The organism is Rhizobium sp. 62_C5_N11_2 (assembly GCF_051811185.1).
Classification (GTDB): Bacteria; Pseudomonadota; Alphaproteobacteria; order Rhizobiales; family Rhizobiaceae; genus Rhizobium; species Rhizobium leguminosarum.
In genome coordinates, this window is sequence record NZ_JBPWPW010000001.1 from 3,837,933 (window position 1) to 3,863,913 (window position 25,981).

Here is a 25,981-nt window from a genome sequence, read left to right on the forward strand (position 1 = left end):
TCATAGTGGAAGCTCAAAGAGGAGATTTCAGAATGGCCAGAGCAATTGCAATCATCGTCGCCCGCATCATCTTCAGTTTCATCTTTTTCATGGCGGCCGGTTTCAAGTTCGCCGATATCGGCGCGACGGCAGGCTATATCACCGCCGCCGGCTTTCCGATGGCGACGTTCCTTACCTGGATCGCCGCCTTCTTCGAGATCGCACTGGCGCTCGCCTTTATATCAGGAGCCTTCTTCACCGAGGCCAGCCTGCTCGCAGGCATCTATGTGATCTTCCTCGCTTTCGCCTTCCACGGCCCATCCCATTGGCAGCAGAACCAGGCCGAGTTCGGTTTCTTCATCGATCACTTTACCTTCCTCGCCGGACTGCTCTTTGCGGCGGTCCACGGGCCGGAGAAATGGGCGTTGAAGCAAACGCTTCTAAGATAACTGCGACGACCCGCCTCCTTCCGGAACCAACTGCCGCGCCGAACAGTTGGCATGTCGGCAAAACGGCAAGGAGAGCCCGCCCATGGAGCTGAAGGGAAAAATCGCATTGGTGACAGGCGCCGGTTCGGGCATCGGCAAGGCGGCCGCCTTACGGCTCGCCGCCGAGGGAGCAAGGGTCGCAGCGTTGAGCCGCACCGCCGAAGAGGTCGAAAAGACCTGCGCCGAGATCAAGGCCGCCGGCGGCCAGTCGATCGCGTTGACGGCAGATACCAGCGACGAAGCTCAAATGCGGGGCGCCGTGGAGCAACTGACCAACACCTTCGACGGCCTCGACATCGTTGTCGCCAATGCGGGGATCAACGGTGTCTGGGCGCCGATCGACGATCTGAAACCGGAAGAATGGGACAAGACGATCGCCGTCAATCTGCGCGGCACCTATCTGACCCTGCATCTGACGGTTCCGCATCTGAAGCGCCACGGCGGCTCGATCATCGTCGTCTCCTCGATCAATGGCACCCGCACCTTCACCACCCCGGGCGCCACCGCCTACACCGCAACCAAGGCGGGCCAGGTCGCCATCGTCCAGCAGCTCGCCCTCGAACTCGGCCGACACGGCATCCGCGTCAATGCCGTCTGCCCGGGCGAGATCGAGACTAATATCAGCGCCAATACTGACAGCCGCCATCGCGAGGAGACGGAGGTTCCGGTCATCTGGCCGCAGGGGGATATTCCGATTGCCGGCGGCAAGGCAGGCAAGAGCGAGGACGTCGCCGAAACAATCCTCTTCCTTGCATCCGACCGCGCTCGACACATCACCGGTACGCCGATCTGGATCGACGGCGGCCAGGGCCTGTTGCGATAGCCTTGCAGTCAGGAACTCAGCTGTTCAGCCGGGCGCTGTCGAGAGTATACAGTTCCTGCGCGCGCTGCACGCCGCGCAACGCATAGCGTCCGACGCAGGCGAGTGCGGTACGCTGCTGCTCCGGTATCGCCGCGGCGAAATCGGAGGAGATCAACAGGTTGAGATCGACGGAACGACACATCGAGGCGATCCGGCTGACCTCGTTGACGGCAGGTCCGATGACGGTGAAGTCCAACCGGTCCTGGCTGCCGATATTGCCGTAGAAGACATCGCCGATATGCAGGCCGATATAGACGTCGGTCGTCGCCCGGCCGTCGGCCGCACGCGCGGCATTCAGCGTGGTGAGCTTTTCCCGCAGCAACGATTCGGCGCTCAGCGCCGCACGACACGTCTCCGCCGGCACCTCGCCCTTAAAGATGGCAAGCACACCGTCGCCGATCAGCTTCAGCACGTTGCCGCCGGACTCGTGGACCGCTGTGATCACCGCCTCGCTATAGTCGTTGAGCAGCGGGATGATCTCCTCCGGCGGCACGCTGTCGGAGATCTTGGTGTAGTTCAGCAGATCGGAAAACCAGAGTGCCGCGGAAATCCGCTCCGATTTGCCGCGGCTGATCTTGCCTTCCATCACCTGGCGCGCGGCGTCCTCGCCGAGATACACCTCGGCGATGGTGCGGGCGATACGTCCAAGCGCGATGCATTTGATCGCCAGCCCCAACACCGGCACCAGCTTGCGCAGGATGGCGAGGTCGTGATCGGAAAAGCCCTCAGGATGTTTCGTCGCGAAATGCGAGAAGAAGCAATCCATCTCGCCGATCGTGCCGGCCTCGGAGAAACGATGCATCATCGCCACGAAATCCGTGTGACCGGCTTCAGCAATCGTATCGAGCATAGAGAAATCGATCGGATCGCCGAAACCGAGACGCCGGCGGATCTCCCGCTCGTTGCGAGACCAAAGATGATAGAAGGCCGAACGCTGCCAGTTCGACGCCGCCTCCCCCGAGATCGTCGGACCATATTCGAACTCGGTCTGGATCTCCTCGACGCTGTCCCATCGGAAGGCTCGGCCCTCATGCACCGGATGCAGCGTATCCATCAGCGCCAGACCGCGGTCGAGCGGCAGGCCGGCATCCCGGCAAGCCGAGCAGAAGCCGGTCATCAGCTCGGCTTCCGAAGCGCCCTTCAGTCCCTGCTCCGTGATCCAGGCTGCAATCGTGCTGACGTCGCTGTAATCCATGTTCCACCTTCACCCGTGCCAAATCTGTAGCCCGAATTCGGCATGGAAGGAAAGCGAATTGGCTCAGTCGGCCGCGGGCATATTGTAGGGCGTGACGATTTCGACTGATGAAAGCGAGGGCGGAACCGTTCGCGGCAATGCAGTCGCGCGGCTCATGATCGCCCTGAAGGCCGAGCGCGCATCAGTCCTGAGATCGTGGTGCAGCACGAAGCCGATCCGGCGCGCCGCAAGCAAGGCGCGGTTGTCCGCATCGAGATCATGGGCGACGAAAACGCGGACGGGACGTTTGGCCGCGTCGAAGGCCGCAAACACCGCCCGGTTGCCGCCGCCGATCGAATAGACGGCGTTGATGGCGGGGTCGGCCGCAAGCGCTGCCGCGGCAAGCGTTCCCGTCGCGGCATCGGTGCCGTGCCCCTCGCTGATTTCGGTGATGCCGATGGCGGGATAACGAGCGCGGATGACCCGGCGGAAGCCGATTTCGCGCTCCTCCTCGCCGCGGAACCGTCCGCTCGACAGCGTTGCCAGCACCTTGCCGCCATCAGTCCCGAGAAATTCACCGATCAGATAGGCGGCCGTCTCTCCTGCCGCCCGGTTGTCGGCGCCGGCATAGGCGATACGGGCCGAATTCGGCAAGTCGGTCACCAGCGTCACCACGGGAATGCCGGCGGCATCCGCCCGCGCCACGGCGGCAGCCACCTCGGCGACGTCAGGCGCCTTCAGCACGATGCCGTGCGTGCCGCGCAGCCGGATGCGGTCGAGAAGCTGCACCAGTTCGGCCGGCTTCATCACCTCGGCGAAATGGAACCTGCAGCGGAAGACGCCGGGCAGGAAGGTCGCCATCTCCGCCTCGAAGGCGGCGCGCACCGCATCGCTGAAACGCTGCGGCGTCTCCATGACGATATCGATCGCCAGCACGCGGCCGCTGCCGATCGCCCCGGCCTGCTGTTTCTCCAGCTCCGCGATCGCCGCCTTCACCCGCATTTCGGTCTGCCGGCGCACACCCGGTCTGCCGTTCAGCACCCGGTCGACGGTGGCGGTGCTGAGTCCGGCCTGGAAGGCGATGTCCTTGACGAGAAAGAGATGTGTCACGCGATTGGCCTGATGGTTTTTTGATGGATTTCTGATCTATATCACCGCGCACTGCGGCGTATAGTGCCCCCATCGGAAAGAGGGAGGAGCCCGCTATGAAAACCGACAACCAGCAGAAACTGCGCGCCGACCGCGTCTGGCTGAGCGAAGAGGCCTGCGATCTCGATGATTTCCGCAGCCTTGCGGAAAAGGCGACTGTGCTTGCCGATTACCCCTCGGCGTCTGCGGTCGAAAAAAACGTGCTGATCTATGACAGCCGCAAGGTGATGGCAGCGGCCGCAACGGCAGAAGGCCGACGCGCCGTGTTGGCCGAAATCTGCGAGGCTTTCGGCGAGGGTCCTGGTGTCGTCGTGTTCAAGCGCGCTTACGAAGACACCGGGATCATCGATCGGGCCAGCACGATCTTCGACGCGATCATCGAGGAACAACACCGCACCGCGACCGGCGGCGGCGATCACTTTGCTAAACCCGGCGCCAACGACCGTATCTGGAATTCGCTGGAGAAACATTGTCTCGCCGATCCGGCAAATTTCGCCGAATATTACGGCAACACCATAATCGCGCTGGCCAGCGAAGCCTGGCTCGGTCCGAGCTACCAGATGACGGCGCAGGTCAACCGAGTCAATCCGGGTGGTGCGGCGCAGTCGGCGCACCGCGACTACCATCTCGGCTTTCAGTCCTCAACGGTGATCGAACAGTTCCCGGCGCATGTACACCGGCTCTCGCCGGTGCTGACGCTGCAGGGTGCGGTCGCCCATTGCGACATGCCGCTCGAAAGCGGTCCGACACTCTTCCTGCCGTACAGCCAGACCTATGTGCCGGGCTATCTCGCGCTAAAGCGGCAGGAGTTCCGGGATTATTTCGAGAGGAACCATGTCCAGCTGCCACTCGAAAAAGGCGACGTCGTCTTCTTCAATCCCGCCCTCTTCCATGCCGCCGGCACCAACCGCTCGGCCGACATCAAGCGTGTCGCCAACCTTCTGCAGGTCTCTTCCGCCTTCGGCCGGGCAATGGAAACCGTCAATCGCGAGCGGATGAGCGCCAGGCTGTTTCCCGCGTTGAAGACCTTGCAGGGAAAACTCTCGCCTGACGAAATCGCCAACGCCGTCGCCGCCTGCGCCGAGGGCTACTCCTTCCCGACCAATCTCGACCGCGACCCGCCGCTTGGCGGACTGGCGCCGAAGACACAGGCGCAGCTGATGCATGAGGCGCTGAAGGAAGGCTGGAGCGATGAAGTCTTTGCGGCAGCACTTGCCGAGCAGGCGCACAGGAAGTTGAGCTGATTTGGAGCTCGGGCCTCTTGCATCCGCACTGAGATAAAAGCCTCCCGCACCCGCGGGAGGCTATCCGCGCATCATCACACTGGAGGAACCACATGAGCACCGACCACGGCCGCCTTGACGGCAAGATCGCCATCGTCACCGGCGGCACGCAAGGATTGGGCGCGACCATCGCCCGTCTCTTCGCCGAACGCGGCGCGGAAGGCATCGTCATCTGCGGCCGCAACGAAGCCAAGGGCAAGGCAAAGGCGGCGGAGATTTCGGCCGCGACCGGCGCCCGGATCGTCTACGTCAAAGCCGACCTCGGCAAGGTCGAGGATGCACAGCATGTCGTGCGCGCCTGTGACGAGATCTTCGGCCGTGTTGATGCGCTGGTCAATGCCGCCGCCATCACCGATCGCGGCACCATCCTCGATACCAGCCCCGAGCTCTTCGACGCCATGTTCGCCGTCAATGTGCGCGCGCCGTTTTTCCTGATGCAGGAAGCGGTGAAGGTCATGCGCCGTGAAAAGATCGAGGGCACGATCGTCAATATCGGTTCGATGTCAGCCAAAGCAGGCCAGCCCTTCATCGCCGCCTATTGCGCCTCCAAGGGCGCGCTGGAAACGCTGACGAAGAACACTGCCTACGCGCTCCTGCGCAACCGCATCCGCGTCAACGGTCTGAACATCGGCTGGATGGCCTCCGAAGGCGAAGACCGGATCCAGCGCGAATATCACGGCGCACCTGCCGACTGGCTGGAGAAGGCGGCGGCAAGCCAGCCCTTCGGCCGCCTCGTCGATCCGCACGAGGTGGCGCGCGCCTGCGCTTACCTGTCGTCTTCCGAATCCGGCCTGATGACCGGCTCGGTCATCTGCTTCGACCAGTCGATCTGGGGCGCTTATGACGGCTCGCCGCATCCGGTCGCGGCTCTCTAGAGCCTTTCCTGGTCAGATTGCAGCATTCTGCCGGAGCAGGTTTTCGTCAGGGCAAAGGCGATTGGCGACGGGCATACCCCTAGGTACGTCCGAGCCGATCGCCTTTGCCCTGGCGGAAAGATGCCCGGCCCTTCGGGTTGGCTGAAACGGGCCGGCTGATCGACCGGCCGGCTTGGCCGTAGAGCTTGGCTACGACGCGCGCCGGCCGGTCGACCATCCGACTCCGTTTGAGCCAACAGAATGCTTCAAGCTGACCAGGAACGGCTCTAGGAAAACCGGAGCCCGGCAATTCCGTCGCCGGGCTCTGGCACCTCCAGCTTTTTGCCGCTAGGAAAAGAACGGCAGCATTCAGGGAGGAACTGGCATGGGCGACAATCCGATTTATGAGATCCGCGACGAACGCTTCGGTGCAATGGTCATCGGCAGCGCCGGCCTCGAGGAGCTTTATTCCGGCTGCCGCTGGACGGAAGGCCCGGTCTGGTTTTCCGACCTGAACTGCCTTCTCTGGAGCGATATCCCGAATGAACGCATGATGCGCTGGACACCGGACGGTACGGTCTCCGTCTTCCGCTCGCCCTCCAACTACGTCAACGGCAATACCCGCGACCGGCAGGGCCGGCTGGTCTCCTGCGAACATGGCGGCCGCCGCGTCACCCGCACCGAGACGGACGGCACCATCACCGTTCTCGCCGACAGCTACCAGGGCAAACGGCTGAACTCGCCGAACGACGTCGTCGTACACTCCGACGGCGGGGTCTGGTTCACCGATCCGACCTACGGCATCCTGTCGGATTACGAGGGCCACAAGGCCGAGCCCGAGCAGCCCACGCGCAACGTCTACCGGATCGATCCGGCAAGCGGGGCGATCGACGCCGTCGTCGAGGATTTCATCCAGCCGAACGGCCTTGCCTTCTCGCCCGATGAGACGAAGCTTTATATTGCCGATTCCGGCTCCGCAAAACATGACGTGCCGCGCCATATCCGCGTTTTCGACGTCATCGACGGCAGGACGCTTGCCAACAGCCGCTATTTCTGCAGCCTCGATGTTGGCCATCCCGACGGTTTCCGTTTCGATGTCGCCGGCAATCTCTGGACGAGTGCCTCCGACGGCGTGCACTGCTTTTCGCCCGACGGAACGCTGCTCGGCAAGATCAGGGTGCCGCAGACGGTGTCCAACCTCACCTTCGGCGGCCCCAAGAAAAACCGGCTTTTCATCACCGCAACGCGTTCGGTCTATTCGATTTATATCAAGACGACCGGCGCGCAATATCCATAGATCAGGCCTTCGGTCTATCGGGGCGGCCGTGCAGCGGCTCGGCCCGATGCCAGTTTTCCAGGATGCGGCCATCAGTGTGTTTCTGCCGCGCCCAGCGGACGCCGTTCGAGATCACCTTATGCACGGTCTTGTCGTGATAGATCGGGTAGGTCTCGTGGCCGGGGCTGAAGAAGAAGATGCGCCCGCGCCCGCGCTGGAAGGTGCAGCCGCTGCGGAACACCTCGCCGCCGGAATACCAGGAGATGAAGACAAGCTCGTCCGGCTGCGGAATGTCGAAGGGCTCGCCGTACATTTCCGAGGCATTGACCTCGAAATAGGGCGGCAGCCCCTCGGCGATCGGATGCGAAGGATTGACCACCCAGACGCGCTCCAGATCGCCATCCGGCGTCTCGCGCCAGGAGAGGTTGGCATTGGTGCCCATCAGCCGACGGAAGAGCTTGGAGTGGTGGCCGGAATGCAGCACCAGCAGGCCCATGCCCTTCAGCACGCGCTGCTGCACACGGTCGATCAGCCCGTCGCTGACCTCGTCATGGGCCATATGCCCCCACCAGAGCAGCACGTCGGTATCGTTGAGCACGCTGTCCGGTAGACCTTCATCAGGATCATCCAGCGTGCCGCGACGAATTTCGAAATCCGGATGGGCAATGCCGGCAGCGATCGCTCCGTCGATACGATCAGGATAGATCTCCTGAACCTCCTTGTGGAGTTGCTCGTGGCGTCCCTCGTTCCAGATGGTGACCTTGATTGTCATGGCATTCCTCGATGTCTAGGCTGTGATGTTTCAGGCGAAATTGTCAGGCGGTTGCCGGACGGATCACCCGGCCGGCGGAATCGAACAGATGGCAGGCGGCGGGATCGGCCGTCAGCGACACGCGGTCACCCGGCCGCACGGCGATATCGCCCTCAGCGCGCACCACGATCGGCTGCTCTTGCGAGCCGACGGTCATGTAGGTCTCGACGCCGAGGCGCTCGACGATGACGACTTCGGCTGTAAAGTGGTCCTGGCCCTCGGCGGCGATCTTCAGATGCTCCGGCCGGATGCCGAGCTTGGCATCGCCCTGCGGCAGCGCGCCGTTGGCATCGGCGAGATCGAGCGAAAGCCCGATCGGGCTGTTGAGATGCACCTTGCCGGCCGCCGGCCGCGTTATAGTGACAGGAATGACGTTCATCTTCGGCGAGCCGATGAAGGTCGCGACGAATTCGTTGTCCGGCTCATGATAGAGCGACATCGGCGCACCCGCCTGCGCTACCACGCCCTTGTTCAGCACGACGATGCGGTCGGCCATCGTCATCGCTTCCACCTGGTCGTGAGTGACGTAGACGACCGTCGCCTTCAGTTCGCGGTGCAGGCGTTGCAGCTCGGCGCGCATCTGCACGCGCAGCGCCGAATCGAGGTTCGACAGCGGCTCGTCGAACAGGATCAGCGCCGGCTTCTTGATGATAGCGCGGCCGATCGCGACGCGCTGGCGCTGGCCGCCGGAAAGCGCGGCCGGGCGGCGGTCGAGATAGTCGGTGAGCTGCAGGATCTCGGCAACACCCTCCACTTGCCGGCGGATCTCTGCCTCCGGCACCTTCTTCAGGCTGAGCGAGAAGCCGATGTTTTCGGCAACGCTCATATGCGGATAGAGCGCATAGGACTGGAACACCATGGCGATGCCACGTTTGTCGGGCGGCACGTCGTTGATGCGCTTACCGTTGAGGATGAGGTCGCCATCGTCGATGCCTTCGAGGCCGGCGATCATGCGCAGCAGCGTCGACTTGCCGCAGCCGGACGGACCGACGAACACCGCGAATTCGCCGTCTTCCACGGTGATGTCGACGCCCTTGATGACCTCGAGCGCGCCGTAGAACTTGCGAACGTTTCTGAGATTGATCATTTGTTTCTCTTTCTTGATCTCAGCCCTTCACGCCGCCCGAAAATGTCTGGACGAGGAAGCGCCGCGCAAAACCGAAGGCGACGACGGCAGGCAGCAGGTAGATGAATGCCAGCGCCGTCAGCAGGCCGTAATCGATCTCGTTGATGCGCAGAAAGGCGCGGAAGAGACCGAGCGGCAGCGTCTGCAACTCCGGCGACGACAGGAGGATCAGCGGCAGCAGGAAATCACCCCAGGCCGACATGAAGGCGAAAAGCCCGGCCGCAGCCAGCCCCGGCAGCGCCAGCGGGATCAGCACCCGGCGGATGCGCTGGATAAGTGTTGCCCCATCCATCAGCGCCGCCTCCTCGTAGTCCCTCGGTAGCCCGTCGAAGAAGGTCTTCATGATCCAGAGCGCCAGCGGCAACTGCATCGTCGCAAGCACCAGGATCAGCCCGAGATAACCGTCGATGAAACCGGTCCAGCGCATGATATCGCGGGCATAGCTGCCGAAGATCGGCCTAAGCACCGCCGCTTCCGCGTTGTTCAGCGTCAGCAGGAATTTGTAGAGCGGCACGACGAGCGCCGTCGGCGGCAGCACCCGGATGAGCAGGATCGCGTAGAGGAAGGGCAGCTTCCACCAGGCCCGGGTGCGCGATAGCGCATAGCCGCCAAGTCCGGAAAGCACCATGACGAGCAGCGTCGCGCCGCCGACCACGAACAGCGAGTTGAACAGCCACTTCGCCCCGTCCTCTTTGGTGAAGACCCTGACATAGTTGGCGAAGGTCCATTGCTCCGGCCAATGCAGGAAGAGCTGCGCATTGCCGTCGAACGAGGCGATCAGCACCCAGAAGAAGGGTACCGCGCAGAAGATCGAGATCAGCGACAGCGTCGCATAGGCAATGAGGTCGGACCGACCCCTATTTGCAATTTCGCTCGGGGAAACGACGGCCATGTCAGACCTCCACCTTCATGGCCCGGACATAGGCGATGCCAAGGATCAGCGAGATGACGAGCGCGACGACGGCGACCGCAGCACCGTAGCCCAGCTGGAACGCCGTGAAGGACTGGTTGTAGATATAGATGCTGACCACCTCGGTCGCCCCGCCCGGCCCGCCGCGCGTCAGCGCATAGACGAGGCCGAAGACGGCAATGGTGGAGACGGCCGAGATCAGCATGTAGAGCAGGATCGTCGGCATCATCAGCGGCAGGGTGATGCGGCGGAACATCTGCGAGGGTGTGGCGCCGTCCATGCGGGCGGCCTCATAGATCTCCGTCGGAATGGTACTGAGGCCGGCCGTTAACAGGATCATCGCCGTGGCGATGCCACGCCAGGTATTGACGACGATGATCATCGACAGCGGGAAGACCTGCAGCCAGTCGGCCGGCGTGATGCCGACGAAGCTGATGATGCGGCTGAGTGTGGCATTGTCGCCGCCCGCCAGCATCGAGATCCACATGAAACCGGCGACGACTTCGGGGGCTGCGTTCGGCAACAGGATGATCGACGAAAACACCCGCCGAAAGCGGATCGGGCGGCGCAGCGCAATCGCCGAGATCAGCCCGAGCACGAACTGGCCGATCACCGCCGAACCGATGACGAAGACGAAGGTGACGAACAGCGAATTCCAGAACTTCGCGTCGTTGAAGAGCCGCGTATAGTTCCTGAAGCCGACGAAGCGGGGCCGAAGGGCCGCGGCCCCGGTCAGCGCCTCGTTGGTGAAGCTCAGATAGATCGAATAGAGGGCCGGATAGATGACGAAGGCCAGAAGCAGCACCAGCGAGGGCAGCAGGATCAGCAACCATTGCCGCTCGGCACGCTTTTCATGAGAGTTTCTGGCCATGGAAGCTCACAACCTTATCGAATGAAGCCGGCGATCGAATGAAAGCGGGAAGACGCGGCGATGGCGCCGCGTCCCCGTCCTGGCGGAAGAGAGGGTGCCGGAGCTTACTTGACCATGTCGTCGCCGAGCGTTTCCTTGACGTAGTCGACAAGGATCTTCTGGGCGCCGGCGGCATCGGTCTCCTTGCGCAGTAGCGCTTCGGTGGCCCGCGCCACGCCTTCCGAAACCGTGCCGAAACCGGAGGCCTGTTTCAGGAACACGCCGTTTCCGGCCGCCGCATGGATCGGAACTAGTTCCGTCAGCTTCTGGAACTCGGCATTGTCAGCCGCATCCTTGCTGGCCGGGATGTTGCCGATGCGGGCGGCGTAGGAAACCTGCGTCTCGATCGAGCCGATCTCCATCAGCGCCTTGATCGCCAGCTCGGTATTGGCCGACTTGGAATTGACGGCCCACGGCGCGGCGAGATTGGCAAGCACATATTGGCCGCTGCTCTGGCCGGGAACGGTCCAGGTGCCGACCACCTTCGTCACGTCAGGGATCGGATTCTTGCTTTCGCGACCCCAGTCGAAAATATAGCACCAGGAGCCGCAGGTGGTGGCGACGAGCTTGCCGGCCGGGAACATCTGGTACTTCGGCACGACCCAGGGCTCAGGCCCGAGCAGCGGCTGCGTCGGCATCAGATCCTTGTCGATCAGTTCCTTGTAAACGTTGAAGACATCCTTGATGCCTTCGCCATTCAGATCGAGCTTGCCGTCGGCATCGACGAGCTGCGGCGTCTTGGAACCGACGAGCAGATGCTGGAAGCCTTCGTCGAAGGCGCCGCTTCCCCACGAGACGCCGGCCGGGAAGAGCAGGCCGTAGGCGCCGGTCTTCTGCTTGATTTCGGCCGCGCGGTCGAGAAGCTCCCGCCAGGTCTTCGGCTGTTCGGTCGAGATGCCGGCCTTTTCGAGAACGTCCTTGCGATAATAGATTTCCTGGATGCCGAGCATGAACGGCATCACATAGGTTTCGCCATCCGGGCTGACGGCAAGCTCCTTGGCGACGTCATAGAGCTTGGCGTAGCCATCCCAAGCCTTGAACTCCTTGGTAACAGGCGCGAGGTAGCCGGCTTCCACCATGTCGGCGACCGCAGCCGTGGTCGGGATGGAAAAGAGGTCGGGCGCGTTGCCGGCGCCGAGCTCCGTCAGAAGTTTGGTCAGGTAGTCCTTGTCGGGCGCCGGATATTCGATGACCTCGACGGTGACGCCATATTTCTTTTCGATCCGCTCGACCGTCGACTTCATCGCGTCGATGCCGGCCTGACCGTGATTTGCAATGCGGATTGTTTCAGCCTGCGCCAGCGTCGAAACCGCGCTCAGCAGAACGGCGCATAGGCCGCCAAGAACCATCTTCTTCAATTGAAGTCCTCCCTTTTTTAGAGACACGGCGCCCTCCAGCACCGGTTGCGAAAATGTACACGCATTCCCAATACTGACAAGATGGTTTTTGAAAAGATTCGAACGCGAGTTTTAATATACTGATATTGCTTATATATATAGATATTGCCATCGCTATACCGTTTGTGTAATCGTGTGCACAGTGCATTCAGGGAGGAATTTTCATGACTAGGAAATTGCGCCTCGGTGTCATTGGCGCTGGCTTGAAGGCGGCGGAATATGCCGAGAGCTGGGTCAAGATGCCGGAGGTCGAATTTGCTGCACTCGCCGACACCACGGCGGCTTCACGCCAGCGCCTGATCGACGTCTGCCTCGCCGCCGGCGCACCACAACCGAAGAGCTTCGAGGATTATCGCCGGATGCTCGCGGAATGCCGGGGCGAACTCGACATCGTCTACGTCTCTACCCCGCATGCCTTCCATGCCGAGCAGGCAACCGCCGTTGCCGAGGCCGGCCTCGACCTCTTCCTGGAAAAACCGATGGTGACGACGGTCGCCGAGGCCGAGAGGCTGATCGCCGCGCAGAAAAAGAGCGGCGTCACCATCGTCACCGCCTTCCAGGGCGGCCTCTCGCCGTTGGTGCTCGACACGCGCCGGCGGGCTCTCGCCGGCGAATTCGGCGAGCTGATCGCCATATCCGGCATGATCTGGGAAAGCTGGTCGTCCAACTATGACGGCCACTGGAAGCAGCAGCCTGATATCTCCGGCGGCGGCTTCATGTTCGATACCGGCGCCCATATGATGAACACCGTCTGCCTGCTCGCCAATTCGGATTTCGACAGTGTGTCGGCCTACATGAACAACCACGGCAGACAGGTCGATATCGCCACCGCCGTCTCCGCCCGGCTGAAAAGCGGCGCGCTGGCGACATTGACGGCCGCCGGCGAAGGCCCTCCGGGCTGCGCCTCCTACATCACCTTCTTCTATTCAAAGGCGATCGTGCGCATCGACGCCTGGGGCGGCTGGCGCGAGATCAGTGTCGGCCGCACCGCCGAGCCGCGCGAGGAGGCCGAGATTCTCGGCAACCCGATGAAGAATTTCCTCGCCATTCGCGAGGGAAAGATGGAAAACTCCGGCTCCGTTGAAATGGGCCTCAGATTCGCTAGGCTATGGGATGCAATCAAGGAATCGGCAGCGGCCGACGGCGCTTCCGTCAGGATCGTCGCCCAATAGGCGCTGAAGATGAGCGGTATGAGCAGACGGCGGATCACATCGAAGGAACTGGCGAAACTCGCCGGCGTCTCCTCCGCCACCATTTCCCGCGCCTTCTCGCCGGATTCACGCATCGGCAGCGCGACGCGCGACCGCATCCTCGCCGTCGCCCGTGAACATGGCTACCAGCCGAACGCTATCGCCCGCTCGCTGAACAACCAGCGCTCGCGCCTCGTCGCCCTGGTCGTCAATGCGATCGGCAACCCTTGCGAGGCCGAGGAGCAGCAGCTTCTCGTCCACCGCCTGCAGGCCAGACAATTGCTGCCGATCATCCTCTGCTGCGCCGATCATTCCGACCGGCTGCAGTTGATGCGCCTTGCCTCCACCTATCAGGTCGATCACGTCGTCGTCTTCTCCGACATGGTATCGATGCAGGATGCCGTCGATATCTTCCACACGACGAAGCCGATCATCGTCTCCTTCGAGCCGCTCGACAACGAAAACGTCTCCAGCATCCGCATCGACGGCTCTGAGGCCGCCGACGAGATCATCGACAAGATCGTCCACGACGGTAAGAAGCGTTTCGCCTACCTCTCCGGCACCAATTCCAGCTGGATCGACAAGCTCAGGCGCAAATGGTTCGCTGATGCGCTGACCAAGCGCGGCCTCGCCTTCGAGACGCAGGCCTTCGGCGATTATTCCTATGATTCCGGCTTCAAAGAAGCCGTGCTCCTGCTGCACCGGGACAAGGTTGACGCCATCATCTGTGGCAATGATGTCATGGCGATCGGCGCACGCGATGCGGCCCGCCGGGTGCTCGGCAAGAACACCCCTGATGATATCGCCATCGTCGGCCAGGATGGCATTGCCATGGCCGCCTGGGATTGCAATGACCTCACCACGCTGAGCCTCGACCACGTCGCCTTCATCGATGCCGTCGTCGAATTGATCGAACGCCATGACGCTGAGATCGAAGGCCCGCACAGCATCACGCTCACCTGCACCGCCCGCTGGGGCTCGACCGCCTGATGCATGTCGCCTGGAAGTGTACAGCGGTTCCGGGATGACGACATGCATGAAAAAAGCTAAAGCCCGTCGCATGAATCAAGTTCGCTGTGACGTGCTTAAGCGGCTCGCCCATCCATTGCATCGAGGAGGAATACCGATGACCCGATTTTCACGCGCCGAGAGGCGCCGCAATGTCCCTGATGCCGCAATCTGGAGAGCCTGAAATGCGTTCCGTCGTTTCCTTCAATGAAGGCTGGAGTTTCCACGAGGGCTTCGGCCAGCGCCTGCTCGAAACTTTCGATGCCGCCAAGTCGGTCAGCCTGCCGCATACCGCCGTCGAACTGCCCTTCAGCTATTTCGACGAGACCAGCTATCAGCGCGCCTTCACCTATCAGAAGGTGCTGCGCTGGCTGCCGGAATTCGAGGGCCGCGAAGTCTCGCTCGTCTTCGACGCCGCCATGGCCGACAGCGTCGTCTATCTGAACGGCGAGGAAATCATTGCCCATAAGGACGGCTACACCCCCTTCGAGGCCCGCCTCACCGGCAAGCTCGCCAAGGGCGAGAACCTCGTCACCGTCAAGATCGACGGCAGCGAAAATCCTGACATTCCGCCTTTCGGCGGCCGCATCGATTATCTGACCTATGCCGGCATCTACCGCGATGTCTGGCTGAAGGTCACCGACCCGGTCTCGATCCGCAATCTCAAGATCGAAACCACAGACGTTCTCGACCCGGAGAAATCGGCGACCATACGCGTCGACATCGCCAATCCCGAGGGCCGCAGCTTCTCGGCGACGGTCACCGCCACGCTGAAACAGGCCGACGGCACGGTGGTCGCCACTGCCGCAACCGAAACGATCGGCGACAGCACTAGGCTTTCCTTCGGCGGCCTCACCGGCATCGCCCTCTGGGACATCACCGATCCCACGCTCTATGACGTCACCGTCGAGCTCAGGACCGAACATGGCTCCGACCGTCTCTCCACACGGTTCGGCTTCCGCACCGCCGAATTCACGCCGGAAGGTTTCCTCCTCAACGGCAAGCCACTGAAGCTGCGCGGCCTCAACCGCCACCAGGCCTTCCCCTATGTCGGTTATGCCGCCGGCCGTTCCGCCCAGGAGCGCGACGCCGACATCATGAAGACGGTGCTGAAGTGCAATATCGTCCGCACCTCGCATTATCCGCAGTCGAAATGGTTCCTCGACCGATGCGACACGATCGGTCTGCTGGTTTTCGAGGAGATCCCCGGCTGGCAGCATATCGGCGATGCCGACTGGCAGCAGGAATCGATCGAAAACGTCCGCCGCATGATTGAGCGCGACTGGAACCACCCCTCGATCATCATCTGGGGCGTGCGCATCAACGAATCGCAGGATAGTCACGATTTCTACGCCGAGACCAACCGTCTCGCTCGCGAACTCGACAGCACCCGCCAGACCGGCGGCGTGCGTTATCTCACCGAGAGCGAACTGCTCGAAGACGTCTATACGATGAACGACTTCATCCTCGGCAACGAGGAACTGCCGGGCGCCAACCGCCCGCGCACCGCGCTGCGCGGCCAGCAGGAAAATACCGGACTGTCGCACAAGGTACCGTACCTCATTACCGAGTTCAACGGCCACATGCACCCGACGAAGATTTATGACCAGGAGCAGCGTCAGGCCGAGCATGTGCGCCGTCACCTGGAGGTGCTGAATGCCGCCTATGGCGATCCTGATATCTCCGGCGCTATCGGCTGGTGCATGTTCGATTACAACACCCACAAGGATTTCGGCTCCGGCGACCGCATCTGCTATCACGGCGTCATGGACATGTTCCGCGAGCCGAAATTCGCGGCCTATGCCTATATCAGCCAGTGCGACCCTTCCGAGGAGATCGTCATGAAGCCGGCGACCTTCTGGGCGCGCGGCGAACGCAATATCGGCGGCGTGCTGCCGCTGATCATCCTGACCAACTGCGACGAGGTGGAGCTGCGATATGGCGCGCTCAGCAAGCGCATCGGTCCAGATCGCGAGAATTATCCGCATCTGCCGCATCCGCCCGTCGTGCTCGACCATCGTCATTTCACTGCCGACGAGCTCGGCACCTGGGGTCTCGAATGGATCGACGGCACCTTCACCGGCTATATCGGCGGCGAGCCGGTGGCCAGCCTGACGCTGGCGGCCGATCCATTGCCGACGACGCTGGAGGTCGTTGCCGATAGCAACACGCTGAAAGCCCGTGAACGCGACAGCACACGCGTCATCATCCGCGCCCTCGACCAGCGCGGCCAGCGCCTGCCCTTCATGAACGACAGCATTTCGCTGAAGGTGCACGGCCCGGCAAGGATCGTCGGTCCGACCAACGTGCCGCTCCAGGGCGGCACCGCCGGCTTCTGGCTGGAGGCGACGGGGTTCACGGGCGAGATCACCGTCGAAGCGGTTTCGACGCGTTTCGCGCCGGTGTCGCTCAGCGTGACGGCTGCCTAGCGCATAACCCCGAAAATCGAAATCGATTTTCGGAAAGGATTATGTGCAAACTCAAAGTGTTAGAACGTCCTTAGCGCGTCTTATAGACGCGCGGCGCTCTAATGACTGTTACGAAATCTTGAGCTGGCTCTCGGGATCGAAGAACACGGCCTTGTCGAGATTGAATGCGAGGCGGGTGTTTTGTCCTGGAGCGATGCCGGTATCGGCGCGCAGGCGGGCGACGACGGATTTGCCGCCGAGCTTGGTGACGGCGAACGTATCGGAGCCGGCCGGTTCGACCACCTCGATCAGGCAATCGCCCTCGGTCAGCGAGCGCGCCTTGCGGTCGGCGCCATCGGGATCGGTCAAGGCCTCCGGCCGGATGCCGAAGATCACCTGTCTGCCGGTATAAGCGGTCAGGCCGTCATTGCCTGCGATGACCGGCAGCCTCAGCGGGGCGGCATTCGGCCGCTCCAGCGAGACTTCGAGCCCGCCGGCGCCGTTCTCGACGGTGGCGGTGAGCAGGTTCATTGCCGGCGATCCCATGAAGTCGGCGACGAAGATGTTGGAGGGGCTGTTATAGATCTCGGCCGGCGTGCCGAACTGCTGCAGCACGCCATCCTTCAGCACGGCGATCTTGGTCGCCAGCGTCATCGCCTCGATCTGGTCGTGGGTGACATAGACGAAGGTGGTGCCCATGCGCTGATGCAGCCGCTTGATCTCGGTGCGCATGTCGACGCGCAGCTTGGCATCGAGATTGGAGAGCGGCTCGTCGAACAGGAAGACCTGTGGATTGCGCACCAGCGCTCTCCCCATGGCGACACGCTGGCGCTGGCCGCCGGAGAGCTGGCTCGGCTTGCGGTCGAGCAGATGACCGATCTGCAGCATGTCGGAGACTTGCCCGATCGCCTTGACACGCTCCTCCTTCGGCACGCCGCGGATCTCCATGCCGAAGGCGATATTGCCGGCCACCGTCATGTTCGGATAGAGCGCATAGGACTGGAACACCATGGCGATGTCGCGCTTGGAGGGATGCAGGCCGCTGATGTCGCGCCCGTCGATCTTGATATCGCCGGAGGTGATCGTCTCCAGCCCGGCAATGGTGTTGAGCAGCGTCGACTTGCCGCAGCCGGACGGGCCGACCAGCACGAGAAAGCCGCCCTTTTCGAGTTCGAGGTCGATCCCCTTGAGAATGTCGACGGCACCGAAGCGTTTTCTGAGACCGGAGATTTCGAGGAAGGCCATGGATTACCCTTTGACAGCGCCCGCCATCAGACCGCGCACGAAGTAGCGGCCGGCGAGGATATAGACGATGAGCGTCGGCACGGCTGCGATCATCGCAGCCGCCATGTTGACATTGTATTCGACCACCCCGGTCGAGGTGTTGACGACATTGTTCAGCGCCACCGTCATCGGCATGGATTCACCGGTGCCGGCATAGGCAGACGCAAACAGGAAGTCGTTCCAGATATTGGTGAACTGGTAGATCACGGTGACGACGATGATCGGCAGCGAGTTCGGCAGCATGATGCGGCGGAAGATCTGGAAGAAGCTGGCGCCATCGACCTGGGCGGCCCGGACCAGCTCGGTCGGAAAGGCCTCGTAGAAATTGCGGAAGAACAGCGTCGTGAAGCCGAGGCCATAGACGACATGCACGAAGACCAGATTGACCGTCGGATTGCCGAAGCCGAAGCTCAAACCCGTGGCATTCTGCAGCGTCATGCCGAAGCGGCCGAGGCTGCCGAGGATCGTTGCCATCGGCAACAGCACCGACTGGAACGGGATGAAGCAGGCAAACAGCATCAGCCCGAACACCAGTGTGTGGCCGGGGAAGCGCCATTTGGTCAGGACATAGCCGTTCAGCGCCCCCATGATGGTGGAGATCGCGACAGCCGGCACGACCATCTTGATCGAGTTCCAGAAGTAGCCCTTGATGCCGGCGCAGGTCAGGCCGACGCAGGTCTCGCCCCAGGCCTTGACCCAGGGGTCGAAGGTCGGCGATTGCGGCAGCGCCAGCATGTTGCCGTTCTGGATCTCGTCCATGGTCTTGAACGAGGTGGTCAGCATGACGAAGAGCGGCATCAGATAGAGGACGGCAAAGATCAGCAGCAGGCCGTAGATGACAGTGCGGCCGATCCAGCGGGTGTTGTTGCTGTTCTTGCTGTCGTTCCTGTGATCGCTGCCATGCGGCAGCGGTGCGGTCGAGGTTGCTATCGGAGAGGTCACGCTGCTCATCGCGCCTTCTCCTTCAGTTCGGAATAGAGATAGGGAACGATGATTGCCGAGATGGTCATCAGCATGATGATGGCGCTGGCCGAACCGACGGCCATCTCGTTGCGCTTGAAGGTGTATTCATACATGAAGTTCGACGGCAGCCAGGCCGAGCCGCCGGGGCCGCCCGAAGTCAGCGCCACCACCAGGTCGTAGGACTTGATCGCCATATGGGCGAGCACGATGAAGGCGGACAGGAAGATCGGCCGCAGCAGCGGAATGACGATGCGCCGATAGAGCTGGAAGGCGGAAGCGCCATCGATCTGCGCTGCCTTCATGATCTCGCCGTCGATGCCGCGCAGACCCGCCAGGAACATCGCCATGACGAAGCCCGACGCCTGCCAGACGCCGGCGATGACGACGGTGTAGATGACGAAGTCCTTGTTCTTGATCCAGTCGAAGTGGAAGCTCGTCCAGCCAAAATGGTGCAGCGTCTGTTCCAGCCCGAGGCCGGGATCGAGGAACCATTTCCAGGCAACGCCTGTGACAATGAAGGACAGCGCCATCGGATAGAGGAAGATCGGCCGGAGCAGCCCCTCGCCACGGATCTTCTGGTCGAGCAGGATGGCGAGGAACAGGCCGAGCGCCAGGCAGATGCCGATATAGAGGAAGCCGAAGATCGCCATGTTGGTGATCGAGGTGTACCAGGAGGACGGCGGATCGCTCTCGAAGGTCCAGCGCCACAGCCGCTGATAGGCGCGCGCGCCGGTCAGCGCATAGGAGGGAAAGGTCTTGGAATTGGTGAACGACAGATAGGCCGTCCAGACGATGAAGCCGTAGACGAAGATGATGGTGATGACGAAGCTCGGCGCCAGCACGATCTTCGGCAGCGCATCCTGCAGCCGGCCCCTCAACGAGATCCCCGTCGATTGCCTCGGCGTCAGAACCGGATCGGTGGTCGCAACGGTGCTCATGGAATGTCATCTCCTTCCCGCAATCGGCCCTGCATGATCATCCCTGCATGATCGGCGCGGAGCCTGAAGCTTCCCCGCGAGCAGGCGGGGAAGCATTTGTCATCACACGTGGCCTCAGCGGGCGTCGTCGATCGCCTGGACGAGCTGCTTGACGGCTTCGTCGGAGGTCTTGATCTGGCCGTGGACGAACTTCGAGACGACATCCTTATAGGCATTGGCGATGGCCGGAGGAGCGCCGTACCCTTGCGCCAGCGAGCCGAACAGCGTGCCGCCTTCGTTGGCTGCCTTCAGGTCGGCGATGCCCTTCTTGCCGCAAGCGTCGAAGTCGGTGTCGGGAACGTCGGTACGGGCCGGCACCGAACCCTTGACGACGTTGAAGGCCGACTGGAAGCTCTTCGACAGCGTTGCCGTTGCCAGCGCCACCTGGGCAGCCTTGCGGTCGTCGGGGACGTTGAACATGCCGAACATGTCGGAGTTGTAGACCACGCTGCCGTCGGTGCCGGGGAAGCGGTAGCAGAGGAAGTCGGTATCCGGCGTCTTCTTGGCGGCGACGAATTCGCCCTTGGCCCAGTCGCCCATCACCTGCACCAGCGCATCACCCTTGATGACCATGGCGGTCGCCAGGTTCCAGTCGCGGCCCGAGAAGTTCGGGTCGACATATTTGATGATCGTCGCCAGATTGTCGAAGGACTTCTTCATCGTGTCGGACTTCAGCGATTCCTCGTCGAGATCGTTGAAGGCCTTCTTGTAGAATTCCGGCCCACCGGTCGACAGCACGATGGAATCGAACATCGTCGCTTCCTGCCAGTTCTGGCCGCCAAGAGCGAGCGGAATGACACCGGCGGCCTTGGCCTTGTCGAGCAGTGCAATCAGCTCGTCGAAGGTCTTCGGCTGGGTGCCGCCGATCTTGTCCATCACAGCCTTGTTGATCCACAGCCAGTTGACCGAGTGGACGTTGACCGGGGCTGCAACCCACTTGCCGTCATAGACCGAGAACTTCTGCAGCGCTGCCGGAACCGACTTGTCCCAGCCTTCCTTCTTCGCCGTCTCCGTCAGATCGCCCATGACGCCGGCCTGGGCATAATCGAGCACGGTATAACCGAGCATCTGCGAGGCTGTCGGATAGGTGCCGGCCGCGACCATTGCCTTCAGCGCCGTCATCGCCGCATCGCCGCCACCGCCGGCAACCGGCACGTCCTTCCAGGCAAAACCTTCCTTCGAAAGATCCTGCTTCAATACGTTCAGCGCCGCTGCCTCGCCGCCAGACGTCCACCAGTGCAGCATCTGCACTTCCTTCACGTCGGCGGCATGGGCAGCACTGAGGCCAGCCATCATCACGACAGCAATAGCTGCCGAGCTCAAAAACTTGCGCATGAATTTCCTCCCATTTGCAAATCGGCGGCGGGACCCTCCCTGCCGCCCGATGCTTCCCGCCATTGCAGCGGTCAGCATACGGCCGCACTCCTCCGCGCGGTTGACAATTTAAAACGTTATAAGCCTCCTGTCGTCAAGCCCTTTCTCGACTCTCGAGAAAAATATGGCTATTTCCGTAAGTTACTGAATATAATTAATATTTAATCCGTGGCTAACAGAAAGTTAAAAATTAAAACGTTTTCATTCGTCGATTGCACGCCGGATTCATCGTGTTATGGTATCGGCAATTCCAGCATGGAAAGCCAAGGGTGACCGAACCGTCCCGACCGCAGCGCGGCGAAAATCTCGATATCACGCATAAGCGCGGCAAGCCGACCTTGCGAACGATCGCCACGATCGCCGGCCTTGCCGTGACGACGGTGTCACGGGCGCTTTCCGATGCGCCGCAGATTTCGCTCGAGACCCGTCAACGCGTGCACCGCATCGCCCGCGAGATCGGCTATCTCCCTGACCGGGCCGCGCAGCGCCTGAAGACCGGCCGCACCAATGTCATCGCTATCCTGCTCGATTCGCACGAGGAAGTGGTCGGCTTCAGCACCTCGATCATGTACGGCATCGCCAAGGCGCTGAAAGAGACCTCCTACCATCTTGTCGTCGCCCCGAACTTCCTGTCGACGACCGATATCGAGGCCGCCGAATATATCATCCGCAATCACCTCGCCGACGGGCTGATCTTCACGCGCACCGAACCGCTCGATGCCCGCGTCCGCCTGCTGCTCGAGACCGGCTTTCCCTTCATCTGTCATGGCCGCACCGAATATTCGACGCCTCACCCCTATGTCGACTACGACAATTTCACCTTTGCCTATGAGGCGACGCGCCGGTTGATCACCAAGGGCCGCAAAAAGGTGGCGGTGATCCTGCCGCCGAAACGGCTTACCTTCTGCCAGCATATCCTGCATGGCTTCATGACGGCGGTGCGGGAGGCGGGCATCGCCTATGAGATCCCCGAGGCAGTCGATCTCGATACGCCAGCAGGCGTGCTGCGCGACTTCATCAGCAGCCGCGCTGATGCTCCGGATGCTCCGGATGGTTTCATTTGCCCCGGCGAAGTTTCGGCGCTTGCCGTCATCAGCGGCATGAGCGATGCCGGCCGCATACTGGCCGCCGATTATGATATCGTCGCCAAGGAGACGTCCCGCCTTCTCAGCCAGTTGCAGCCGAAGGTCGACACGATCCACGAGGATCTGACGGCGGCCGGCGAGGATCTGGGACGCATGCTGCTGCAGCGCATCAACAATCCGGACGCCCAGGATCTGCAGCTTCTTCTGCCGCCGCAGATCAACTTTCCGATCGGTTAGGCTACCCGGCTGCGAGGAGCGTTGGCATCAGACCCAAAAGCCATGAAAACCCCAGTGAAATCAACGACATCTCATTCCGCAATGACGCTCACGCTTCAAAACTGTTTCCATGACGCGTGATTTGTCCTAGAAGCACCGCGTAATCCGGTCGCAGCCCACCCGGTCAAAACAAGGGATCCAAAATATGAAAACCATCGTCGTCTGCTCAGGCGGACTGGACTCCGTTTCGCTTGCCCACAAGGTCGCGACGGAAAAGCAACTTATCGGCCTGGTCTCATTCGACTACGGCCAACGGCATCGCAAGGAACTCGACTTCGCCGCCAGCTGTGCCTCACGGCTCTCCGTTCCCCATCATATTATCGACATCGCCAGCATCGGCGGTCATCTCAGCGGATCGGCCCTGACGGACAATGTCGAGGTTCCCGATGGCCACTACGCCGAGGAGACCATGAAAGCCACCGTCGTGCCGAACCGCAATGCCATCATGCTGGCAATTGCGTTCGGTCTGGCTGCGGCGCAAAAGGCAGATGCCGTTGCCGTCGCCGTGCATGGCGGCGACCACTTCATCTACCCGGACTGCCGACCGGGCTTCATCGATGCTTTCCAGCGCATGCAGAATGAAGCGCTGGAAGGTTATGCCAGCGTGAAACTGCTTGCCCCCTATGTCGATGTTTCCAAAGCGGCGATCGTTGTTGACGGCGCGAAACACGGCACGCCGTTTTCGGAGACCTGGTCCTGCTACAAAGGCGGCGAGCTTCACTGTGGACGCTGCGGAACCTGCGTGGAACGCCGTGAAGCTTTCCATCTTGCCGGTGTTCCCGATCCCACGGAGTACGAAGACCGCGATTTCTGGAGAGCGGCCGTGTCGCGATACTCGGCCACGGAGGTGCGTTGATGTACCGCATCACCAAGGAGTTTCATCTCTCCGCCTCCCATCAATTGGATCACCTGCCTGCCGACCATCAATGCGCTCGGCTTCACGGTCACAACTACATCGTCATCGTCGAACTAGCTGCGGAAAGCCTGAATGATGATGGCTTCGTTCGTGATTATCACGACCTCTCGCCACTCAAGCGCTATATCGACGAAACATTCGATCATCGTCACCTGAACGACGTCTTCGGCCATTCGAAAGTCACCTCGGAATTTCTGGCAAGGCACTTTTACGACTGGTGCAAGCAGCGCTTTCCAGAGACCTCATCCGTTCGCGTCAGCGAGACCCCCAAAACCTGGGCGGAGTACAGGCCGTGAGCGTGGGGAGCATTCGCGTCAGCGAAATCTTTGGCCCGACCATACAGGGTGAAGGTGCCTTGATCGGGCTGCCGACGGTGTTCGTGAGGACAGGCGGCTGTGACTTCAGGTGTTCCTGGTGCGACAGTCTTCACGCGGTCGACAGCGCGTTCCGGGATCAATGGATTCCCATGTCCACTGAGGCGGTCTGGCATAAGGTTACGGAACTCTCGGGGGGCAAGCCACTGACGGTTTCTCTCTCCGGAGGCAATCCGGCGATACAGCCCTTAAGGCCATTGATCGAACTCGGCCATTCCCAAGGATACCGCTTTGCACTGGAAACACAGGGAAGTGTGGCCCAGGCTTGGTTTCGCGATCTCGATATCCTGGTCATCAGCCCCAAACCGCCATCAAGCGGAATGCTGACGGACTGGGACCAGGTGGATCACTGCCTTCAACTGGCCGCCGGTGGACCGGAGGTCGCATTGAAGATTGTCGTCTTCGACGATGCCGACTACGAATTCGCCCAGCGCGCGGGTCGGCGCTATCCCCAAATTCCCTTGTTCCTTCAGCCCGGCAATCATACGCCGCCGCCGCCCGATGACGATGACGCGCGCATTGATATCGACGGCGTGATGGATCGGATGCACTGGCTTGTCGAAAGGGTGACGGCCGACCAATGGTTTGCGGTACGCGTACTACCCCAATTGCACGTGCTGCTCTGGGGTAACAAGCGAGGAGTATAAGTTTCTAGCGCTCCGGAAAGGCGAAGACATCGACCGGCTCGCCGAGCCCGCGCAGCGGGAAGGTGCCGAGGCTGTCCATGTCTTTCGCGCAGTCCGCCATTTCGACAAAGGCCCGCGACAAGAGTACCGGACGCTTGACCTCCTTGGTCAGGGTTTCCAGCCGTGAGGCGACATTGACCGCCGGGCCGATGACGGTGAAATCGAGCCGCCGGCGCGAGCCGATATTGCCGTACATGACGTCGCCGACATGCACGCCGACGCCGTAGCGCAGCGGTTCGCGTCCGTTGCCCGCATACTGCTGGTTCAATTGCGCCATCAACGCCTGCCCTTCGCGGATCGCCTGCAGCAGATCGTGACAGGCCGTGTCCTTGCTCAGCGGGAAGATCGCCAGCAATCCGTCGCCCATGAACTTCAGGATTTCTCCGCCATACCGTTCGATCGGGTCGGACATGGCGTCGAAGTAATCGTTGAGCAGATGGATGACATCGTCACGCGGCCAGAGATCGGAAATCTCAGTAAAGTCGCGCAGGTCGCAGATCATGATTGCCGCACCGACGGTCGCGCCGCTGCCGCGCGTCGTGACGCCCGACAGGATCTGTTCGCTCGCATGCGGTCCGACATAGGTCTGCAGCAGCGTGCGCGCCATGATGTTCTTCAGCCGGATTTCGCTGACGAGGGTCAGTGCCGGCAGCAGATCGCGCAGGAAATCGACATGCTCGTTCGTAAAACCGCCCGGCCGGCTGGTGGAAAATGTCGCGACGTGCCGTTTGCCGAAAGTGTGCTCGACTGGCCAGGCGATATACTCCGTGAGACCGTCGTCGCGCAGTTCCTGATAGAATGAATCCTCGTCGTCGGCTGTATCTTCCAGCTGTTTGCGCACCTCCTCCGCCCCCTGATGGATCGCGTTGACGGGACTCTTCAGGAACTCCGGCGTATTTTCGATACCATAGGCAAATGTGTTGATCTTCGCCTCGGCCAGGCCTTCCTTCCAGAGGATGCGGGCGCCAATCCATTGCGGATGGTTCATCCTGAAATGCAATGTCGCCCGCGCCACCGGCACTCCTGATGCCAAAAGCTTCTCGCACATCTCCACCAGGATATTGTCGATGAACCGCTCGCCGCGCGTCTCGTTCACCAGCCAGTCGAGAATCCGTCTTCTGCGGACCGGCCAGACGCCTTCGCCCGCCTCGACGGCAGTCCCGGCCTTGTTCAAAAAAGACGACATCAAAAACTCCCGCTACGCCACGTCACAGGCGAGGA

The 25,981-nt window shown here is 61.6% G+C and carries 24 protein-coding genes; 12 read left to right on the forward strand and 12 right to left on the reverse strand.

What is annotated here, in order from left to right:
• The first annotated feature begins 32 nt into the window (after positions 1 to 32).
• Together AB8B31_RS18960 and AB8B31_RS18965 are read left to right on the forward strand one after the other, a co-directional pair.
• A complete protein-coding gene (locus AB8B31_RS18960; protein WP_018447043.1) occupies positions 33 to 428 on the forward strand; it encodes a DoxX family protein in 396 nt (131 codons plus the stop codon).
• Positions 429 to 510: 82 nt separating this feature from the next.
• Positions 511 to 1,290: an SDR family oxidoreductase gene (locus AB8B31_RS18965; protein WP_166480763.1), complete on the forward strand. Its 780-nt coding sequence runs from the start codon at positions 511 to 513 to the stop codon at positions 1,288 to 1,290.
• Positions 1,291 to 1,306: 16 nt separating this feature from the next.
• Here the strand turns inward: AB8B31_RS18965 and AB8B31_RS18970 are convergent, their stop codons facing one another.
• Both AB8B31_RS18970 and AB8B31_RS18975 read right to left on the reverse strand, forming a co-directional pair.
• Positions 1,307 to 2,524: an adenylate/guanylate cyclase domain-containing protein gene (locus AB8B31_RS18970; protein ID WP_018447041.1), complete on the reverse strand. Its 1,218-nt coding sequence runs from the start codon at positions 2,522 to 2,524 to the stop codon at positions 1,307 to 1,309.
• 63 nt (positions 2,525 to 2,587) lie between these two features.
• On the reverse strand, positions 2,588 to 3,613 hold the full coding sequence (locus AB8B31_RS18975; protein WP_166480762.1) for a LacI family DNA-binding transcriptional regulator: 1,026 nt from the start codon (positions 3,611 to 3,613) through the stop codon (positions 2,588 to 2,590).
• A 95-nt stretch (positions 3,614 to 3,708) separates the two neighbouring features.
• On the opposite strand from AB8B31_RS18975, the gene AB8B31_RS18980 reads away from it, so the two are divergent.
• The 3 genes from AB8B31_RS18980 (at position 3,709) to AB8B31_RS18990 (ending at position 7,086) form a co-directional block, all read left to right on the forward strand.
• The gene (locus tag AB8B31_RS18980; protein ID WP_166480761.1) at positions 3,709 to 4,896 is read left to right on the forward strand and encodes a phytanoyl-CoA dioxygenase family protein; all 1,188 of its coding nucleotides are present in this window, start codon (positions 3,709 to 3,711) and stop codon (positions 4,894 to 4,896) included.
• 92 nt (positions 4,897 to 4,988) lie between these two features.
• Positions 4,989 to 5,810, forward strand: a complete 822-nt coding sequence (locus AB8B31_RS18985; protein ID WP_018243680.1) for an SDR family oxidoreductase — start codon at positions 4,989 to 4,991, stop codon at positions 5,808 to 5,810.
• A 364-nt stretch (positions 5,811 to 6,174) separates the two neighbouring features.
• Positions 6,175 to 7,086 carry an SMP-30/gluconolactonase/LRE family protein gene (locus AB8B31_RS18990; RefSeq protein ID WP_018243681.1) on the forward strand — a complete coding sequence of 304 codons (912 nt, stop codon included), beginning with the start codon at positions 6,175 to 6,177 and terminating at the stop codon, positions 7,084 to 7,086.
• A 1-nt stretch (position 7,087) separates the two neighbouring features.
• Here AB8B31_RS18990 and AB8B31_RS18995 read toward each other — a convergent pair whose 3' ends face one another.
• The 5 genes from AB8B31_RS18995 to AB8B31_RS19015 form a co-directional block, all read right to left on the reverse strand.
• A complete protein-coding gene (locus AB8B31_RS18995; protein WP_018243682.1) occupies positions 7,088 to 7,837 on the reverse strand; it encodes a ThuA domain-containing protein in 750 nt (249 codons plus the stop codon).
• Between the two features lie 43 nt (positions 7,838 to 7,880).
• On the reverse strand, positions 7,881 to 8,963 hold the full coding sequence (locus AB8B31_RS19000) for an ABC transporter ATP-binding protein (protein ID WP_018243683.1): 1,083 nt from the start codon (positions 8,961 to 8,963) through the stop codon (positions 7,881 to 7,883).
• A gap of 19 nt (positions 8,964 to 8,982) precedes the next feature.
• Positions 8,983 to 9,894 (reverse strand): carbohydrate ABC transporter permease, encoded by a 912-nt coding sequence (locus tag AB8B31_RS19005; protein WP_166480760.1) that lies wholly within the window; start codon positions 9,892 to 9,894, stop codon positions 8,983 to 8,985.
• A 1-nt stretch (position 9,895) separates the two neighbouring features.
• Entirely contained in the window at positions 9,896 to 10,783 is an 888-nt protein-coding gene (locus tag AB8B31_RS19010) for a carbohydrate ABC transporter permease (protein ID WP_130759672.1), read from the reverse strand.
• A 104-nt stretch (positions 10,784 to 10,887) separates the two neighbouring features.
• On the reverse strand, positions 10,888 to 12,180 hold the full coding sequence (locus AB8B31_RS19015) for an ABC transporter substrate-binding protein (protein WP_130759673.1): 1,293 nt from the start codon (positions 12,178 to 12,180) through the stop codon (positions 10,888 to 10,890).
• A gap of 203 nt (positions 12,181 to 12,383) precedes the next feature.
• Here AB8B31_RS19015 and AB8B31_RS19020 point away from each other — a divergent pair, with 203 nt between their 5' ends.
• From AB8B31_RS19020 to AB8B31_RS19030, 3 genes are all read left to right on the forward strand, one after another.
• On the forward strand, positions 12,384 to 13,391 hold the full coding sequence (locus AB8B31_RS19020; protein WP_028734727.1) for a Gfo/Idh/MocA family protein: 1,008 nt from the start codon (positions 12,384 to 12,386) through the stop codon (positions 13,389 to 13,391).
• A gap of 9 nt (positions 13,392 to 13,400) precedes the next feature.
• Entirely contained in the window at positions 13,401 to 14,399 is a 999-nt protein-coding gene (locus AB8B31_RS19025; protein WP_166480758.1) for a LacI family DNA-binding transcriptional regulator, read from the forward strand.
• Between the two features lie 203 nt (positions 14,400 to 14,602).
• On the forward strand, positions 14,603 to 16,846 hold the full coding sequence (locus tag AB8B31_RS19030; protein ID WP_018243689.1) for a glycoside hydrolase family 2 protein: 2,244 nt from the start codon (positions 14,603 to 14,605) through the stop codon (positions 16,844 to 16,846).
• Between the two features lie 108 nt (positions 16,847 to 16,954).
• Here the strand turns inward: AB8B31_RS19030 and AB8B31_RS19035 are convergent, their stop codons facing one another.
• The 4 genes from AB8B31_RS19035 to AB8B31_RS19050 form a co-directional block, all read right to left on the reverse strand.
• Positions 16,955 to 18,070 carry an ABC transporter ATP-binding protein gene (locus AB8B31_RS19035; RefSeq protein ID WP_018243690.1) on the reverse strand — a complete coding sequence of 372 codons (1,116 nt, stop codon included), beginning with the start codon at positions 18,068 to 18,070 and terminating at the stop codon, positions 16,955 to 16,957.
• Positions 18,071 to 18,073: 3 nt separating this feature from the next.
• Positions 18,074 to 19,060: a carbohydrate ABC transporter permease gene (locus tag AB8B31_RS19040; protein ID WP_131703077.1), complete on the reverse strand. Its 987-nt coding sequence runs from the start codon at positions 19,058 to 19,060 to the stop codon at positions 18,074 to 18,076.
• Entirely contained in the window at positions 19,057 to 20,010 is a 954-nt protein-coding gene (locus AB8B31_RS19045) for a carbohydrate ABC transporter permease (RefSeq protein WP_131630967.1), read from the reverse strand. Before AB8B31_RS19045 ends, AB8B31_RS19040 begins: the two co-directional genes overlap by 4 nt.
• Before the next feature lie 114 nt (positions 20,011 to 20,124).
• On the reverse strand, positions 20,125 to 21,384 hold the full coding sequence (locus AB8B31_RS19050) for an ABC transporter substrate-binding protein (RefSeq protein ID WP_047623007.1): 1,260 nt from the start codon (positions 21,382 to 21,384) through the stop codon (positions 20,125 to 20,127).
• Between the two features lie 308 nt (positions 21,385 to 21,692).
• On the opposite strand from AB8B31_RS19050, the gene AB8B31_RS19055 reads away from it, so the two are divergent.
• The 4 genes from AB8B31_RS19055 to queE all read left to right on the forward strand — a co-directional run bounded on the left by AB8B31_RS19055 (position 21,693) and on the right by queE (position 24,721).
• A complete protein-coding gene (locus tag AB8B31_RS19055) occupies positions 21,693 to 22,745 on the forward strand; it encodes a LacI family transcriptional regulator (protein WP_112905307.1) in 1,053 nt (350 codons plus the stop codon).
• A 184-nt stretch (positions 22,746 to 22,929) separates the two neighbouring features.
• Entirely contained in the window at positions 22,930 to 23,640 is a 711-nt protein-coding gene (queC, locus tag AB8B31_RS19060; RefSeq protein WP_047623009.1) for a 7-cyano-7-deazaguanine synthase QueC, read from the forward strand.
• Complete coding sequence (queD, locus tag AB8B31_RS19065; RefSeq protein ID WP_018446446.1) at positions 23,640 to 23,996, forward strand: 6-carboxytetrahydropterin synthase QueD; 357 nt, start codon at positions 23,640 to 23,642, stop codon at positions 23,994 to 23,996. The genes queC and queD overlap by 1 nt, the downstream gene beginning before the upstream one ends.
• Positions 23,993 to 24,721: a 7-carboxy-7-deazaguanine synthase QueE gene (gene queE / locus AB8B31_RS19070; protein WP_130717984.1), complete on the forward strand. Its 729-nt coding sequence runs from the start codon at positions 23,993 to 23,995 to the stop codon at positions 24,719 to 24,721. The genes queD and queE overlap by 4 nt, the downstream gene beginning before the upstream one ends.
• Positions 24,722 to 24,725: 4 nt before the next feature.
• Here the strand turns inward: queE and AB8B31_RS19075 are convergent, their stop codons facing one another.
• Positions 24,726 to 25,946, reverse strand: coding sequence for an adenylate/guanylate cyclase domain-containing protein (locus AB8B31_RS19075; RefSeq protein ID WP_047623012.1), 1,221 nt, complete (start codon positions 25,944 to 25,946; stop codon positions 24,726 to 24,728).
• Positions 25,947 to 25,981 lie beyond the last annotated feature (35 nt).

What these genes read in the sequence shown, in the direction of transcription:
- AB8B31_RS18960 (WP_018447043.1), top strand. Translation starts at nt 33, where the DNA reads ATGGCCAGAGCAATTGCAATCATCGTCGCCCGCATCATCTTCAGTTTC.
- AB8B31_RS18965 (WP_166480763.1), top strand. Translation starts at nt 511, where the DNA reads ATGGAGCTGAAGGGAAAAATCGCATTGGTGACAGGCGCCGGTTCGGGC.
- AB8B31_RS18970 (WP_018447041.1), bottom strand. Translation starts at nt 2,524, where the DNA reads ATGGATTACAGCGACGTCAGCACGATTGCAGCCTGGATCACGGAGCAG.
- AB8B31_RS18980 (WP_166480761.1), top strand. Translation starts at nt 3,709, where the DNA reads ATGAAAACCGACAACCAGCAGAAACTGCGCGCCGACCGCGTCTGGCTG.
- AB8B31_RS18985 (WP_018243680.1), top strand. Translation starts at nt 4,989, where the DNA reads ATGAGCACCGACCACGGCCGCCTTGACGGCAAGATCGCCATCGTCACC.
- AB8B31_RS18990 (WP_018243681.1), top strand. Translation starts at nt 6,175, where the DNA reads ATGGGCGACAATCCGATTTATGAGATCCGCGACGAACGCTTCGGTGCA.
- AB8B31_RS18995 (WP_018243682.1), bottom strand. Translation starts at nt 7,837, where the DNA reads ATGACAATCAAGGTCACCATCTGGAACGAGGGACGCCACGAGCAACTC.
- AB8B31_RS19000 (WP_018243683.1), bottom strand. Translation starts at nt 8,963, where the DNA reads ATGATCAATCTCAGAAACGTTCGCAAGTTCTACGGCGCGCTCGAGGTC.
- AB8B31_RS19005 (WP_166480760.1), bottom strand. Translation starts at nt 9,894, where the DNA reads ATGGCCGTCGTTTCCCCGAGCGAAATTGCAAATAGGGGTCGGTCCGAC.
- AB8B31_RS19010 (WP_130759672.1), bottom strand. Translation starts at nt 10,783, where the DNA reads ATGGCCAGAAACTCTCATGAAAAGCGTGCCGAGCGGCAATGGTTGCTG.
- AB8B31_RS19020 (WP_028734727.1), top strand. Translation starts at nt 12,384, where the DNA reads ATGACTAGGAAATTGCGCCTCGGTGTCATTGGCGCTGGCTTGAAGGCG.
- AB8B31_RS19025 (WP_166480758.1), top strand. Translation starts at nt 13,401, where the DNA reads ATGAGCGGTATGAGCAGACGGCGGATCACATCGAAGGAACTGGCGAAA.
- AB8B31_RS19030 (WP_018243689.1), top strand. Translation starts at nt 14,603, where the DNA reads ATGCGTTCCGTCGTTTCCTTCAATGAAGGCTGGAGTTTCCACGAGGGC.
- AB8B31_RS19035 (WP_018243690.1), bottom strand. Translation starts at nt 18,070, where the DNA reads ATGGCCTTCCTCGAAATCTCCGGTCTCAGAAAACGCTTCGGTGCCGTC.
- AB8B31_RS19040 (WP_131703077.1), bottom strand. Translation starts at nt 19,060, where the DNA reads ATGAGCAGCGTGACCTCTCCGATAGCAACCTCGACCGCACCGCTGCCG.
- AB8B31_RS19045 (WP_131630967.1), bottom strand. Translation starts at nt 20,010, where the DNA reads ATGAGCACCGTTGCGACCACCGATCCGGTTCTGACGCCGAGGCAATCG.
- AB8B31_RS19050 (WP_047623007.1), bottom strand. Translation starts at nt 21,384, where the DNA reads ATGCGCAAGTTTTTGAGCTCGGCAGCTATTGCTGTCGTGATGATGGCT.
- queC (WP_047623009.1), top strand. Translation starts at nt 22,930, where the DNA reads ATGAAAACCATCGTCGTCTGCTCAGGCGGACTGGACTCCGTTTCGCTT.
- queD (WP_018446446.1), top strand. Translation starts at nt 23,640, where the DNA reads ATGTACCGCATCACCAAGGAGTTTCATCTCTCCGCCTCCCATCAATTG.
- AB8B31_RS19075 (WP_047623012.1), bottom strand. Translation starts at nt 25,946, where the DNA reads ATGTCGTCTTTTTTGAACAAGGCCGGGACTGCCGTCGAGGCGGGCGAA.